The organism is Photobacterium alginatilyticum (assembly GCF_009910675.1).
In the GTDB taxonomy this organism is placed as follows: domain Bacteria; phylum Pseudomonadota; class Gammaproteobacteria; order Enterobacterales; family Vibrionaceae; genus Photobacterium; species Photobacterium alginatilyticum.
The window spans coordinates 70,950-86,343 of the sequence record NZ_RSEJ01000016.1; the positions used below are offsets into that span (position 1 = coordinate 70,950).

Consider the following 15,394-nt stretch of genomic DNA (forward strand, 5'->3'; position numbering starts at 1 on the left):
GACTAGCGTAATCAGTCACGGGGAGATATCGTTGCAAGATCTTGATTCTAATGCAGGAGCAAGCTAGGGCATTTTGCTCCTGCCATTTGACAAGGTAGGTCGCTGCGGATCAGTACATCACAGTATGGCCGTAGCTGGCGATAATGCTTTTGACTTTCTCCATGACTTCTTTCGATGGCGGCTTAACATCAGTTAGCTGATATTCAAAACCGAGAGCTTCCCATTTATGTTCGCCCAGTTGGTGGTAAGGCAGCAGCTCGACCTTCTCAATATTGTCCATTCCCTGAATAAACTCGCCGAGCAGATGGGCTGAGCGCTCGTCATCGGTGAAGCCCGGTACGATAACGTAGCGGATCCAGGTTTTCTGGCCGCGCTGATGAAGATAGCGGGCAAAGTCCAGCACACGCTTGTTCGGTACGCCGACCAAATTCTGGTGGATGCTGTCATCAAGCTGCTTGAGATCCAACATCACCAGATCAGTACTATCAAGTACTTCATCAACGACATCGGTATGCTTGCGGATATAGCCGTTGGTATCAAGGCAAGTATGAATCCCTTCAGCCTGAGCGGCGCGGAAGAAATCACGGACAAACTCAGGTTGCAGCATGGCTTCACCGCCAGATGCCGTGACACCGCCGCCGGAGGCTTTCATGAAGTGACGGTACGAAAGGGCGTCTTTCATGATCTCGTCAACAGTGATTTCACGCCCGTCGTGGAGATCCCACGTATCACGGTTGTGGCAATACTGACAACGCATTAAGCAGCCTTGCATAAATACGATAAAACGGATGCCGGGTCCATCCACGGTACCGCAGGATTCAAAAGAGTGAATTCGGCCTTTTACTGACATTGCTTTATTTCTCCGCATGGTGCGTGTTTACCTGTCATTTTATTACAAAATGACAGGCTAAAATAGCGAAAAAAGCGTTATACATGTAAGGGTAATACATTTCCTTCTCCGTCCATTTTTTCATTCCTTGCCTCGCTGTTATGACTTAGCCATTGATGTCTGCTTCACTATTGTTTTGTTTCATAGTGATAACCATATTAATGCGAAAAATATGCACACCAACCACGAAATTGTTACATCTGTCGCTTGAAGTGCGGTGAAAATCCCAGCACTATACGCTCCAAAGTGCCTATGCGCTCTTAGCTTAATGAGCTCGTTTCATTTTGCTTAACAATTTATTGTTGCTGAAGGGGACCCAACCAAGATATTCAGAGTGGGAAGGCGGAGGCAGAAAAGAGGCAGCAGTCAGGCAAGATAATAATAAACAAGGAGATTTATGTTCAGTTTAAGCAACTTGACCGTCAGGAAGAAGTTAATCGCCTTTGTCGCTACTGCTATTGGGCTACTCTTGTGTGTCAGCGTTTATAATGCGCTGGAACAACGGCAGGCCGCGTTTCAAGAACGAAAGGCATCGTTGCAAAGCCAGATCGAGCTGGCTATCAGCACGCTTGAATTTTATGCATCGCAGCAGGAGGTATTGGGGGCCGCGAAAGCGCAGCAGCAATCCATTACGATGATAAATGCCCTGCGCTATGGCAAAGGGAATTATTTTTGGGTGACGACTCCTGATCTTGAAATTATTACCCACCCGCTCAAGCCTAAGCTCAACGGAACCAATGCCCGCCAGCTTACCGATGCCGACGGTAAGTTTCACTGGCAAGAGATGGTAACGACCAGTGAGAAGAGCGGTGCCGGCTATCTCGACTATCGCTGGCGCTCTCCCGAGGGCGAAATCAAACCCAAGCTCTCGTTTGTAAAACGCTTTCCTCAATGGAACTGGATTGTAGGCACTGGCGTCCATGTCAAAGATATCGAAGATGAGTTTATGCTGACTTCAATGAAAACAGGCGTGATGGCTGCGGCTGCGATGCTGGTACTGCTTGCGGTCGGTTATTTTATCAGCCACAACATCTCCGATCCGCTTGAGGCGCTGGTGGGTAAGTTTGATGCTATTGCCGACGGTGATCTCAGGGTCGATTGCCACTCTGAACGTCGCGATGAAATTGGCAAGCTGGCGCGTCGCATGGATATCTCGATAAGTGCAATTCGCAATGCCCTCAAGGTTGCGGCCGCCTCCGCCCATCACTCAACAGATATGGCCAGTACGATTGCTTCTGCCAGCGAAGAGAGTGCTCAGAGTATCCAGTCGCAACATATGCAGCTAGAGCAGCTTGCCACGGCCATGAATGAAATGACGGCAACGGTTGCCGATGTGGCGCAAAATGCAGAGCAAACGGCTTCCATGACCAAGGACATGTCCCATAAGGCAACAGCCAGCAGTGAACGGCTGGAGGATACTACCCAGAATATCCAGCAGGTCGCCAGCCAAATCGCTGAGGCCGACAAGCGGGTGGAGGAGCTTAAGCAGGGCGTTCTTCAGATCAGCGAGGTCGCCGAGGTGATCAAGGGTATTTCTGAACAGACTAACCTTCTGGCCCTGAATGCGGCGATTGAAGCGGCACGTGCCGGTGAGCAGGGGCGGGGATTTGCCGTCGTGGCCGACGAAGTGCGTAACCTTGCCCAGCGTACACAGAAATCCACCGAGGAAATCCAGGTGACGGTTGACGGGCTGACGCGCGGAGCGCTGGAGGCGGCGACGGCGATGAAGGCGAGCCATAATAGCAGCCGGAACAGTGTCGAGAATGCTCAGGACAGCCAGCGTGAGCTGAAGCATATGCTTGATGCGTTGTATCAGTCCACGGATCGGGTAGCCCAGATCGCGGCAGCGGCAGATCAGCAGGGTACGGTGTCGGAAGACATCAACGGTAATGTCAGCAGTATTCATTTATCGGCGAATGAAGTGAATGCGGCTGCCCAGCATCTGGCGAGCCAGAGCCAGGCATTGGCCGAGGCCTCGGAAGAGCTTGCTCACCAGCTACAGCATTTTAAGGTTTAGCTCGGTTATTGGAGTGTAATTTTTCGCAGACATAAAAAAAACCGACCCAAAGGTCGGTTTTTATTACTTACCGGCTAGCGAACTAGCCGATGAGTCAGACTGGCTCTCAATTATAGAGATTCAGTGAATGTACGCGCGATAACGTCTTTCTGCTGTTCTGCAGTCAGAGAGTTGAAACGCACAGCGTAGCCCGATACACGGATAGTTAGCTGTGGGTACTTCTCTGGGTGCTTAACTGCGTCTTCTAGAGTTTCGCGGTTAAGAACGTTAACGTTCAGGTGCTGACCGCCTTCGATGCCGGCTTCGTGGTGGAAGTAACCATCCATCAGGCCTGCAAGGTTAGCTTTCTGAGTCTCAGCTTCTTTACCTAGCGCGTTAGGAACGATAGAGAAAGTGTAAGAGATACCATCTTTCGCATCAGCAAACGGCAGTTTACCAACAGAAGTCAGAGATGCTACCGCACCTTTTTCATCACGACCGTGCATTGGGTTTGCACCCGGTGCGAAAGGAGCACCAGCTTTACGGCCGTCAGGTGTAGTACCAGTCTTCTTACCGTATACCACGTTAGATGTGATAGTCAGGATAGACTGAGTTGGGATTGCGTTACGGTAAGTGTTCAGCTTACGGATCTTGTTCATGAACGTTGTAACAAGTTCACAAGCGATGTCATCAACGCGTGCGTCGTTGTTACCGAACTTAGGATAGTCGCCTTCGATTTCGAAATCGATCGCGATACCGTCTTCGTCACGTACAGGTTTAACTGTTGCGTACTTGATTGCAGACAGTGAGTCAGCAGCAACAGACAGACCAGCAATACCACAAGCCATTGTACGGATAACATCACGGTCATGAAGAGCCATTAGTGATGCTTCGTAGCTGTACTTGTCGTGCATGAAGTGGATGCTGTTTAGCGCAGTCACGTACTGCTTAGCTAGCCAGTCCATGAAGTGATCCATGCGCTCCATTAGATCGTCATAGCTCAGCACTTCATCAGTGATCTTGTCCATCTTAGGACCAACCTGGATCTTCAGCTTCTCATCTACACCACCGTTGATGGTGTAAAGCATGGTTTTCGCCAGGTTCGCACGTGCGCCGAAGAACTGCATTTGCTTACCAACAACCATTGGCGAGACACAACAAGCGATCGCGTAGTCATCAGAGTTCATGTCAGGACGCATCAGGTCGTCGTTTTCGTACTGGATAGAAGAAGTATCGATAGATACTTTCGCACAGAAACGCTTAAAGCCGTCAGGTAGCTGCTCAGACCAAAGTACAGTGATGTTTGGCTCTGGAGAAGGACCCATGGTGTATAGGCTGTTTAGGAAACGGAAGTTAGTACGTGTTACCAGCGTACGTCCGTCAAGGCTCATACCACCCATTGACTCTGTTGCCCAGATTGGGTCGCCAGAGAATAGCTCATCGTATTCAGGCGTACGTAGGAAACGAACCATACGTAGCTTCATTACGAAGTGGTCGATCATTTCCTGAGCTTGTTCTTCAGTGATCTTGCCAGCAGCGATATCACGCTCGATGAAGATATCCAGGAACGTAGAAGTACGACCCAGAGACATAGCAGCACCGTTCTGTGACTTAACAGCAGCTAGGTAGCCGAAGTATGTCCACTGGATTGCTTCTTGTGCAGTTGTTGCAGGAGCAGAGATGTCGTAGCCGTATTTCGCTGCCATTTCTTTGATCTGGCCCAGCGCACGGTGCTGCTCAGCGATTTCTTCGCGAAGCTGCATAGTCATCTGTAGGTCTTCGCCGTTCTCGAACTTCTCTTGCAGAGAAGAGAACTGAGCGAACTTGTCCTTCATTAGGAAGTCGATACCGTATAGTGCTACGCGACGGTAGTCACCGATGATACGACCACGGCCGTATGCATCTGGAAGACCAGTCAGAACACCAGACTTACGACATTTCATGATATCCGGCGTGTAGATATCGAAAACGCCCTGGTTGTGCGTCTTACGGTACTCAGAGTAAATCTTAGATACCATTGGATCTAGTTCACGACCGTATACCTTGCACGAACCCTCAACCATACGGATACCACCGTTAGGGATGATAGCGCGCTTAAGTGGAGCGTCAGTCTGAAGACCTACGATAGTCTCTAGATCTTTGTTGATGTAACCTGCGTCGTGAGCAGTGATGGTAGAGATAACAGAAGTATCGAAGTCAACAGGAGCGTGAGTGCTGTTTTCCTGTTTGATACCTTCCATAACCTGATCCCAAAGCTTGTTAGTCGCTTCAGTACCTTCAGATACTAGGAAAGACTCATCACCTTCATACGGTGCGTAGTTTTTCTGGATGAAGTCGCGAACGTTTACTTCGTTCTGCCATTCGCCTGCAGCGAACCCTTCCCAAGCTTTAGCAAATTGCTCTGCCATGACATACCTACCTTTTTAGTAGAAAAAACACGTACTGATTGAATCGCTGTTGAGCTCAACACCACCGGTTGATGGTGAACAGTACACTTTTATTAACAATAATACGGATAATCAAATCGATTAGTGCATCGTGATGATTTCATTATTCGTATTAACGCTAGTTATCAATGCCTAAATTAAGCTGGGGCAGCATAACATACTGCCCCAGATTTCATTATAGTAATGCTGGAATGCCGTATTTGCCTTCAAGCATACCTACTGCCAGCATCGCAATCAGACAGACAACCAATACACCGCCAGGGATGATGATTTTGTCTGCGAAAGATAGCTTCGATGCACGCTCTTTGTCACCGATAAGGCCGTTGTTATCCAGTAGCATAGTCAGTGCCCATGCCAGAACCGGGTTAACAACTGCTGCTGCAAAGATACAGATACCAGCAGATTGTGAATCTTTTGTTTCTTTAACCATCTGCACACCCGCTTCCAGCAGTGGCAGGAATACACCTACAAGTAGTGCTACACGCATTACTGGTGGCCATACAGCCACATCCATTGGGAAGCCCAGGATGGCGATGAACATAACCAGAAGGCCTAGGATAATCGCACCGCCAGGAATAGGACGTTTGGCGATAGCAGCCGGGATCATGTAGGTACCCCAAGACGATGTGATGTTACCGCCACCAAGTGCTGTACCGACCATCTGGCGGATAGAACACATAGTCATAGTGTCATCAACATCCATCAGTACTTTGTCAGTACCGCGTGGGTAGTTAAGTTCCTGGAAAATACGGTGGCCAAGGAAGTCTGGTGACCACATAGCAACAGCCAGGATGGCAAACGGCAGTGATGCAATGAAGTGCTGCATAGTCGGCAGACCTAGCATCCAGCCTTCTTCTGTGCTGCCCCACCAGTACACAGGGTTCAGGTTAGGCAGACCCATTTCAGTTTCAAACTTAAGATCGAAGCCAGCACCCAGAACCAGAGCAACAAGCAGGCCTGTAACAGCACAGGCAGGAATAGCCAGCCAACGCTTGTTGATGCGGGCCAGGTAAGCATAAAGAACAATGTTGACAGCCAGTACAATCAGACCGACATAGCCCATGCTGCCCGCTGCGATATCAGCTGACTGCAGGCCGGTCGCCCAGGTCTGGATTGAGCCGATCTGGCTCATGGTACCGGTAAAGCCAAGGAATATCAGCAGGCCACCGGCGGTACCTTCCGAGGTCAGGTTCACCAGTTTGGAACCGCCTTTGAAGTAACTAAGCAGAAGACCGAATACACCAAGAAGGATAGCAAGAGCAAGAGGGTGGGCACCGGCCAGGGCGATAGCACCGATAAGTGGGATCATCGGACCGTGGTTACCGGCCAGATTGGCGCGGGGGTTGATAAATCCGGATGCTAAGACACAGAAAAGAAGCGCAGGAAGCAGCATCTCTACACGAGCAACTTCGATAGCGAACTCTTTACCTAGGTTGATGTGATCCCAGGCTTGAGTCAGGCCGTCGGCCCAAGACATCATTACCGCAGAGTACATCGCGATAATACCGATAGTACCGGCCAGGGCTGGGACTAAATCTTCTAGCTCAAAACGGAAGTCACGACCCGGCAGGTTCAGGCCGAAGCGGCGTGGCTTCATGATTTTCAGCTCATGATCAAGATAGTCAGAGCGACTTGAGAAGTCAGAGGCAGGGCGGTGCAGCTCCTGATAACTTCTTTCTTCAGATGACATAAGTGCCTCGTTCTACGTTTAAATAATTTTTGTATTTAGTGTATCTAACTTTGAGCGCAACCTGGAAATAACCCCTCAGGTGCAAGCTGTTCTATAGTGTAATTATATTTCACCAAATTTTACTGAAGTGTACCGCTTGGCCCGATAAAGGGAATTGATCTCGATCACTACGCTTAAAAAAATGTAGGAAAAAAACCAAAAAAAATTGAGCGAGAAGTGCGTTTGTTATGAAAAATGAAAGAGATTATATAACTAAAGTAAAACTGTGAACGGGGTCGCAAATAGCTATTTTTGGTTTAAGTTATTGATTATTAATGGATTGATATAAAGCGGCCCATAATCTACGTTCCACAGGGGAGTCTACACCAAAAGAGGCAGTAATGCGTGCATTTTATGACCAGGGTGATTGGGCTGTAAAAATAGTCATAAAAAAAAGCCAGCAACTGAGTTGCTGGCTTTTTTGGCGTCAAAGTTGCAATTTTGTAATAAAATTACTGATTGTTTGCTTTTTTAGTGACCAGCCGTGTTGTGCGATGCCACTGGCAACCCTTTACCGCTGGATGATTTGGAACTCACCCAGTTGGTTTTTCTGATTCTCAGCCAGCTGTGACAGGTGGCTGCTGGCCTCGGCCGTCTGGCTAATACCGGCCACGTTCTGGCTGATGATGTCATTAATCGTGGTGATATTGCGGGTAATATCGTCAATCGCCCGGCTTTGCTCGTCAACTGATGCGGTAACATCGCCGTTGACCTGACTGATATGCTCAAGCGCCTGGGTAATGGATTCAATCTGGTTGCTGGTTTGTTCTGCAATTTCGCTATTGGTTCTGACCTTGCTCAAGCTGTTGTTGACGGCATCGACAACGGCTGAGGATTTGTGCTGCAGCTGTTCGATGATAGTTTGGATCTGCTGGGTTGAGTCCTGTGTCTTGGCGGCAAGCACTCTGACTTCGTCGGCAACCACGGCAAACCCGCGACCGCTTTCGCCAGCTCGGGCGGCTTCGATTGCTGCGTTAAGTGCCAGTAGATTGGTTTGCTCCGAAATTGAATCGATAACAGTGATGACTTCGCTGATCTTGATACTCTGCTCGTTGAGATCGATAACCTGGGTTGACGTTTCATCAAGTTGCGAGGCTAAATCCTCAGTCAGCTGACGGGAGTGCTGGGCAATTTCGGTACTTTCGGCGCCCATCGCCAGTGCCTGCTGGGCACTTTCGTCGGCGGTCTTGGCATAACCGTCTACCTGGGTGGCGGCAGCAGATAGCTCGGTAACCGCAGCAGCAATTTGCTCCACCTGTTGTTGCTGCTCCCGGCCGTTGACCTCACTTTGGGTCATAACTGCAGCCAGCTCGGTCGAGGAGGTCGCAACTTCGTCACTGACACCGCGCAGCGAGCGAATGGTAGCAGCAAGCTGAGAAATGGCATCATCAAGGCTGGTACCTAGCAGGCCAATTTCATTTTTTCCCTTGATGTTTGTCTGGACGTTGAGGTTGCCTTCAGCCAGTGCCTTGACGGCAAGATACAGTGATCCCATTACGCTGCTAATCGCGTTGGACAAGATGATACTGATCGTCAGGGCTAGCACGGTTGCAATCGCTGTTGCCGTTAACTGGCTGGTTGTCACCGAGGCTAATAGCTCAGAGGTCTTGTCCGATAATTCTTCAGTTTTTTGCAGCGAGGCCGTTGCCAGGCCGGTAATGATCTGGGTGTTGTTATTACCCAGCTCAATCATACGATGGGTCGTTGCCTTCTTGTCTTTCTGCAACTGGATAATTTCCAATAACTGGTGTTCCCAAAGCTGGGCATTTTTAATGACTGTTTGTGCTTCAGGCCAGTGCTTAAATTCATCCAGGTATGCATTGAGTTTTATTGTATATTCTAATGTTGTCTGAGTATCTTGCTGACTTTGTCCTTTTACCCCGACAGCAAGATGGTAAAGCATCAAGCCGGCAGTATCCGATATATCGGAGAGGTTCATTGTCCAGCGATCAACGTCTTCCATGCTTCTATTATTGGCGATCAGTGCATCCGCGGCGGTAATGTCCGTGGTGATCCAACTGGTCGCATCATATAGCTTGATGATGTTCTGACGCTGGGCTCTGAGTTGTTCGGACGCCTGGACATATAATTTGTAGTTGCTGACAAAGTTATCCAGCGACAGCTTCGCCTGGTGGGTGAGGGCGCGGTTGTCAGATTGCATCAGGGTGTTGTAGCTGCGCTGTACCTTGGCCAGGTTGTCATTGTTGACTTGTACCATTTCATCAAGGCGGTCATAAAACCCTAGCGCATAAATTGACTTCATGCGGCTGACATCTTGTAAGTCCTGAAATTCTTTCATCGTGCTGTTAAAAGCAATAAAGTCGTTGACTTTATTTGTGTTTGCCTCAACTTCTGATAAAAGATTTTGACTAATAATGATAGTAATAATAAAACATAGAACGGCAAAGGCTGACGATAACGAAAGCAGTATCCGCAAAGGAAGGTTTTTAATTGTATTTAGCATGTTTAATCAACGTCGAAAAGTGGCTTCATATGAAAATGAAACCAGTGATAGTAATTAGAATTATCGTTGCATATTGATATAAGATCGGAGAAAGCAATCGAGTTGCCCTTTATTATATATCCAGTGAGGTTAACTTAATAGGTTTATTATGTTTGTCTGTAAATAGGTCGTCATGAATAATAAAATATCGAATCGTCATTATTTGAAATAATATTTAATATTCTAATATAAAACTTCTTATTTTCATTAAATAATAAAAGTCAAATTTAAATAACTAATTAAGTTCATTACGAAATATAAGAATTAGCCTGCTGGTCATCTCGGTATACCAGCCCAGCTCTTTTGGTTACGTGTTATTCCCTATGGTTTTGCAAGTCTGTTACATGTGTTCCGGCTTGGCATATATAGATGCCGTGCAGGCACTATTTTGCTCTTTTTGAGAGAAAACTCATCAGTGTTGTAAGTTAATGCTGACTTTTTGACCGTCGTCCCATATTGAAACAGCACCAAGTGAAAGTAATCACAGTTATCTCTTGCTCTCTGTAGCAGAATGAATTGGTTAGAGGGGGTAATCTCAAATACTTTCTCTGATAACTAATAATTATTCATTACTTTAGTCCAATATTTCAAAAGTATTCAGACTAAAATAGATGAGAAAATGAGGGATACGATGAAAGCAACAATAGCATCAACTATAAACGCGATGCGTGATGACTATATTGCCGCAGTGAAGCGTTTAGTTGCCATTCCCAGTGTTTACCAGGATGACGATAGCGGTACGCCGTTTGGTCAGCCTATCGATGATTGCCTGACGGAAACCCTGAACCTTTGTCATGAGCTGGGGTTCGCCATTTATAAAGACCATAAAGGCTATTACGGTTACGCTGAAATAGGCGACGGTGAGCAAATGATTGGTGTGCTGGGGCACCTGGATGTTGTGCCTACCGGTGAATTATCAGCCTGGGATTCAGCCCCGTTTGAACCGGAAATTCGTGATGGCAGACTTTATGGCCGCGGGACTCAGGACGACAAAGGTCCGACTTTAGCTGCCATTTTTGCCGTTAAGGCACTGGTTGATAGTGGCGTTAAATTAAATAAACGGATTCGGTTTATTTTTGGCACCGATGAAGAAACCTTGTGGCGTTGTATTGACCGTTATCTGGAAAAAGAAGAAGTGCCGCAGTGCGGCTTTACTCCTGATTCTGCGTTCCCGTTAATTCATGCGGAAAAAATGCTGATCCAGTCCTGGTTGCATGGCCCGGGTGATGAATTATTACAACTTGATTGTGGTGGTGCCCTGAATGCCGTTCCTGAGCTGGCTAAATATGAAGGGCCGCTTTGGGAAGAATTGGCAAGCAAGCTTGATGAGCTTGGCTTTGATTTTACGGCCGAAGATGCCGAGGTAACCGTATTTGGCAAAGCCGCGCACTCTGCGGCAGCTGATATCAAAGGGGTTAATGCCATTGCCCGTTTGTGTATGGCACTGAGTGAGCTTGGTGTGACACATCCTGCGATACGGTTTGTGGCCGAGCAGGTTGGACAGGATGCCAATGCCAAAGAGATTTTTGGACCGGTTGAAGATGTGAGCGGTCGGTTGACCTTTAATGTGGCTCAGCTATGTATTGATTCACAACATAGCAAGCTCGGTATTGATATCCGGGTACCGGTGACGTTTAGCAAAGAGAATTTTGACAGCGACATGACGGCTGTCAGCGAGCAGTATGATCTTCAATATGAAGAGTTTGATGTGTTGCCATCGTTGTATATGCCGGCTGAAAGCCCGGTTATCCAGACCTTGATGACAGCCTATCAGGAAGTAAGCGGTGATCTGGAAAGCCAGCCTATGACCTCTGGGGGAGCAACCTATGCGCGTGCTATCCCTAACTGTGTGGCCTTTGGGGCGATTTTTCCTGGTCGCGACAAAGTTGAGCACATGCCCAACGAGTACCTCATTATTGATGACATGCTTAAAGCGATGAACGTGTATGCAAATGCGATTTATCAATTGCAGGGAGTAGAGCTATGACAACAGCAACAGAGGCTGGCAAAGCGAAGAAATCCTTCAAGATGCCAACGGTTTACACCATTCTCTTTATTATTATTGCTCTGGTGGCATTGCTGACATGGATCATGCCGGCAGGTAAGTATGACTATATCGTCAACGGCACTGATCAGGTGATCCCGGCGGCGGAAGTGCTCGACTATGACGGTGGCGAAAGACTGCTGCCGATCCCGGGCTCCTACCAGGAACTGGAATCTTCGCCACAGGGCTTTATTGACGTGCTGATGGCGCCGATCAAGGGCTTCCACAAAGCCGTAGACGTCGCACTGTTTGTATTGGTAATTGGTGGCTTCCTGGCCGTTACTATGCGAACCGGTGCCATGGACTCCGGGGTGGCGGCGATTGTACGTAAGTTCCATGGTCGCGAGCAGATGATGATCCCGGTATTGATCAGCTTGTTCGCACTCGGTGGATCGACCTACGGCATGGCGGAAGAGACCGTGGCTTTCTGGGCGGTGATCTTGCCTGTAATGGCGGCGGCCGGCTACGACCGCATGGTTGCGGCAGGGATCATTCTGCTTGGCTCGGGGGTGGGCGTACTGGCCTCAACGGTTAACCCGTTTGCTACCGGTATTGCTTCAGGGTTTGCCGGCCTGCCAATTGGTGAGGGTATTGGCTTACGAGTGATTCAGCTGATCATCCTGATTGTTCTGGCATCATGGTTTGTTATGCGCTATGCCTCCAAGGTCAAGGCAGACAAATCCCATTCAGTGCTGGCCGATATTGAGTTTAACGATGAGTTCTCCCACGTAAAAGAAGATACTGGCGAGTTTACCACCAAGCAGAAGCTGACAATGGGCGTGTTCTTCGGCGCCTTCCTGGTCATGATTTACGGTGTGATCCCTTGGGAAGACATGGGCATTACCGCAATTCCGACCCTGTGGTGGTGGTTCGATGAACTGTCGACGCTCTTCCTCGCCTCTGCCATTTTGATCGCAATTATTAACCGCATGTCTGAAGGCGACTTTATCAAGACGTTCCTTGAAGGTGCCAAAGACCTGATTGGCGTAGCGCTGGTGGTTGCGGTCGCTCGTGGTATTTATGTGGTGATGGATAACGGCGTGATCATCGACACCATCCTTAACTGGGCTGAAGGTGTGGTAACCGGTTTGTCCTCGGGCGTGTTTGTGGTCGTGACATACTTTGTTCACATCGTGCTGAGCTTCTTCATTCCTTCAACCTCCGGTCTGGCGACGGTTTCAATGCCATTGATGGCACCGCTGGCTGATTTCTCGGGTATCGGTCGTGACTTGATCATTACGGCTTACCAGTCTGCCAGTGGCTGGATCAATATCTTCGCGCCAACGGCGGGACACCTGGTTGCCGGTTTGGCTCTGGCCAAGATCCCGTACGAGCGTTTCCTTAAATGGGTAATGCCGTTTGTGATTATGGTGCTGGCAGTGACTGTGGTTACGCTATTTGCCGGCGCTGCGATGGCCTAACCCTGCGTTTGACAGGTGGCATACTGGCCTGAGTTAACCTTGGGTTGAGATGTCGAAAGTAGTAATAGAAGGCGAGTCCGATGTTAAGTCGGGCTCGCTTTTTTGCTTTATGGCGGATTGAGACAAACACTAGGGCTGCTTTGTTATTTCTGATAATATCGAAATATAAAATCTGACGGAATTGAATATGGAACTAGAAATTGTTGCCAAGGCCTTGAAAGAGCTAGGCCATCCGACGCGTTTGCGGGTATATAAGCATTTGGTGAAATCAGGTTATAACGGTTTGCCTGTCGGTAAGTTGCAAGAAGAGCTGGATATTCCGGGCTCGACATTATCACACCACATATCAGGGCTGGTGTCGGCCGGGCTGATAGAGCAACAACGCGACGGCAGAACCCTTTATTGCATCCCCCAATATGACATGCTTGATGGGGTGGTGGGCTTTTTGCAAGATGAGTGTTGCAGCAGCCAGCCTGCGGGAGACGAAAAGGAATAAACGTCCAATCGCGTTATGATTTTGGCCGCAGGGCGAGAACATGCAGCAACCTTTCCGGGGTCTGTGGCCAGATAAGCGGGCTGGCAACCGGATTGTTTTCGTTGAACCAACCGGTGAAGCGCTGTGTGTTGTACTGATAAAACTGCACAGTATTGTAGAGTGGCACCGTTACTTGCTGGCCGGCAATAATCTCGTTGAGCTCGCGAATAATGGCCAGCCGCTGGTGGGCGGTAGAGACGGTCGGAAACTGTGCCAGCAAGCTATCGACCCGGGCATTTTTATAGAAATGCATGGCATAGCGCGGGTACTGCGGAGCCTGGTAACGGCTATTGAACGCCGTATCGAAGTACTTGAACGGGGTCGGACCTTGCGGAAAGTTGGTCAGGGCCAAGGTATAGTCGCCATCTGTCAGGCGGTCGACGAAGTGGTTAAAATCGGCCTCGACCAATCGAATTTTCAATCCAACCTGTTCCAGCATTTCCGCCAGCAGCAGGGCAGTGGTATTAAAATCAGACCAGCCTCTTGGCGTCAGAAGCGTTAGCTCCAGCGCGCTGCCGGATGGCAGCTCCCGCCAGCCGTCATCATCCTTATCCTCGATGCCTAACAACGACAGCTGCTCTTTTGCCAGTTCCGGGTTGTATGTCATATAGGGCAGGTATTTCTCTGTCGCAATCGGATCGGCCCAATGTTCAAAGCGCTGACTCATCCCCGAGGCGAATCTTGAGGGTACCCCCTGGCCAAAGGCGGCGATATTGATCAGTTGCTGACGTTGTACCGACATAGATACCGCCCGGCGGAAATCGACTTCCTCAAAGACGGATCTTATTTCCGGCTCCGAGGCCTTGAAGTTAAATAGCAGGCTGATAGGGCTGGATGGCGGTAGCCAGTACTTAAAGTCCGGCGAGTAGGAGGCATACTGACGTTCGATATCAGGAATAAACGATCCAGCCCAGTCGAACTCCCCCTTTGATATCCGCGCGATAAAGTCATCGTTATTGGTGATCTTGGGATAACGGAGGCAGTCGATGTGACGCGCTTTTGCTTGCCAGTAGAACGGGTTGCCGCATTGCAGATAACCTGCTTCGCTAAGTGATTCTATCTGGGTATAGGGGCCGGTACCTACAGGTGTGGTATTGGCATAGGTAACGGGATCGGCAACCTTCTCCCACTGATGCTTGGGAACAATTGGCAATAGCACCAGATTATAGGCGACGAGGGCACTGGGGTTATTAAGCTTGAAATAGACTTCGTGCGGGCCAAGTTTTTTTACACTTTCTACCCATTGATTTATGCCATGTGAATCAAGTTCTGGATATTTTTGTGCTAGAGAAAATGAAAAAACAACATCATCAGCGGTGAATGATTTTCCATCTGACCAGGATATTTTTTCTCTGAGGGTAAAAGTGATCCCTTTCAGATCAGGGTCCAGCTGGTAACCCGTAGCAAGTCGGTATTCCGGCTTATTGTTTTGCAGGGTATTGAAAACAATGAGAGGCTCAAAGATAAACTCATGCGTCGTAGGCATGCTTGCCTTGGAGAAAGGGTTAAAATTGGCAGTAATCTGATCGACGTAGGCCGGGACTACAGTAAGAACACTGCGATTTTCTTGCTCTTGGGCCAATACTCCTGCTTGACAGGAAAGCACTATCAAACCAATGAGTAACAGCCTAATGCTATAGTGAGTTACTTGATTAAAATAGGCTCTATACATATACCAACCCGGCCCGACTTACGTTATGACGATTTTATCGCAATAACCTACCTTAAGTTGGGGCTATTATCAAATCTCCTGATCGGGCTGATAAATGACTAATTATGCACACTATTTAACTGTTGATTCCTGAGGTTTTTAGGTTAACAAAATGTTGC

The 15,394-nt window shown here is 48.5% G+C and carries 9 protein-coding genes; 4 read left to right on the plus strand and 5 right to left on the minus strand.

Translation table 11 applies throughout. The annotated features are described in order from the left end of the window. Positions 1-109 precede the first annotated feature (109 nt). Complete coding sequence (gene pflA / locus EIZ48_RS15585; protein WP_160653200.1) at positions 110-850, minus strand: pyruvate formate lyase 1-activating protein; 741 nt, start codon at positions 848-850, stop codon at positions 110-112. Positions 851-1,286: 436 nt separating this feature from the next. On the opposite strand from pflA, the gene EIZ48_RS15590 reads away from it, so the two are divergent. Continuing rightward, positions 1,287-2,906 carry a methyl-accepting chemotaxis protein gene (locus tag EIZ48_RS15590; protein WP_160653203.1) on the plus strand — a complete coding sequence of 540 codons (1,620 nt, stop codon included), beginning with the start codon at positions 1,287-1,289 and terminating at the stop codon, positions 2,904-2,906. Positions 2,907-3,016: 110 nt separating this feature from the next. On the opposite strand, the gene pflB is transcribed toward EIZ48_RS15590, so the two are convergent. From pflB to EIZ48_RS15605, 3 genes are all read right to left on the minus strand, one after another. Further along, positions 3,017-5,293 carry a formate C-acetyltransferase gene (gene pflB, locus EIZ48_RS15595; protein WP_160653206.1) on the minus strand — a complete coding sequence of 759 codons (2,277 nt, stop codon included), beginning with the start codon at positions 5,291-5,293 and terminating at the stop codon, positions 3,017-3,019. Positions 5,294-5,507: 214 nt separating this feature from the next. Continuing rightward, positions 5,508-7,022, minus strand: coding sequence for a DUF3360 family protein (locus tag EIZ48_RS15600; RefSeq protein WP_160653209.1), 1,515 nt, complete (start codon positions 7,020-7,022; stop codon positions 5,508-5,510). 550 nt (positions 7,023-7,572) lie between these two features. Then, the gene (locus EIZ48_RS15605) at positions 7,573-9,324 is read right to left on the minus strand and encodes a methyl-accepting chemotaxis protein (RefSeq protein ID WP_240152985.1); all 1,752 of its coding nucleotides are present in this window, start codon (positions 9,322-9,324) and stop codon (positions 7,573-7,575) included. 871 nt (positions 9,325-10,195) lie between these two features. Here EIZ48_RS15605 and EIZ48_RS15610 point away from each other — a divergent pair. The 3 genes from EIZ48_RS15610 to EIZ48_RS15620 all read left to right on the plus strand — a co-directional run bounded on the left by EIZ48_RS15610 (position 10,196) and on the right by EIZ48_RS15620 (position 13,525). Beyond that, complete coding sequence (locus EIZ48_RS15610; protein ID WP_160653215.1) at positions 10,196-11,551, plus strand: M20 family metallopeptidase; 1,356 nt, start codon at positions 10,196-10,198, stop codon at positions 11,549-11,551. Continuing rightward, positions 11,548-13,029, plus strand: a complete 1,482-nt coding sequence (locus EIZ48_RS15615; protein ID WP_160653218.1) for a YfcC family protein — start codon at positions 11,548-11,550, stop codon at positions 13,027-13,029. Before EIZ48_RS15610 ends, EIZ48_RS15615 begins: the two co-directional genes overlap by 4 nt. A gap of 187 nt (positions 13,030-13,216) precedes the next feature. Further along, complete coding sequence (locus tag EIZ48_RS15620) at positions 13,217-13,525, plus strand: ArsR/SmtB family transcription factor (protein ID WP_160653221.1); 309 nt, start codon at positions 13,217-13,219, stop codon at positions 13,523-13,525. 13 nt (positions 13,526-13,538) lie between these two features. On the opposite strand, the gene EIZ48_RS15625 is transcribed toward EIZ48_RS15620, so the two are convergent. Further along, positions 13,539-15,146: an ABC transporter substrate-binding protein gene (locus EIZ48_RS15625; RefSeq protein ID WP_240152986.1), complete on the minus strand. Its 1,608-nt coding sequence runs from the start codon at positions 15,144-15,146 to the stop codon at positions 13,539-13,541. Positions 15,147-15,394: the final 248 nt, after the last annotated feature.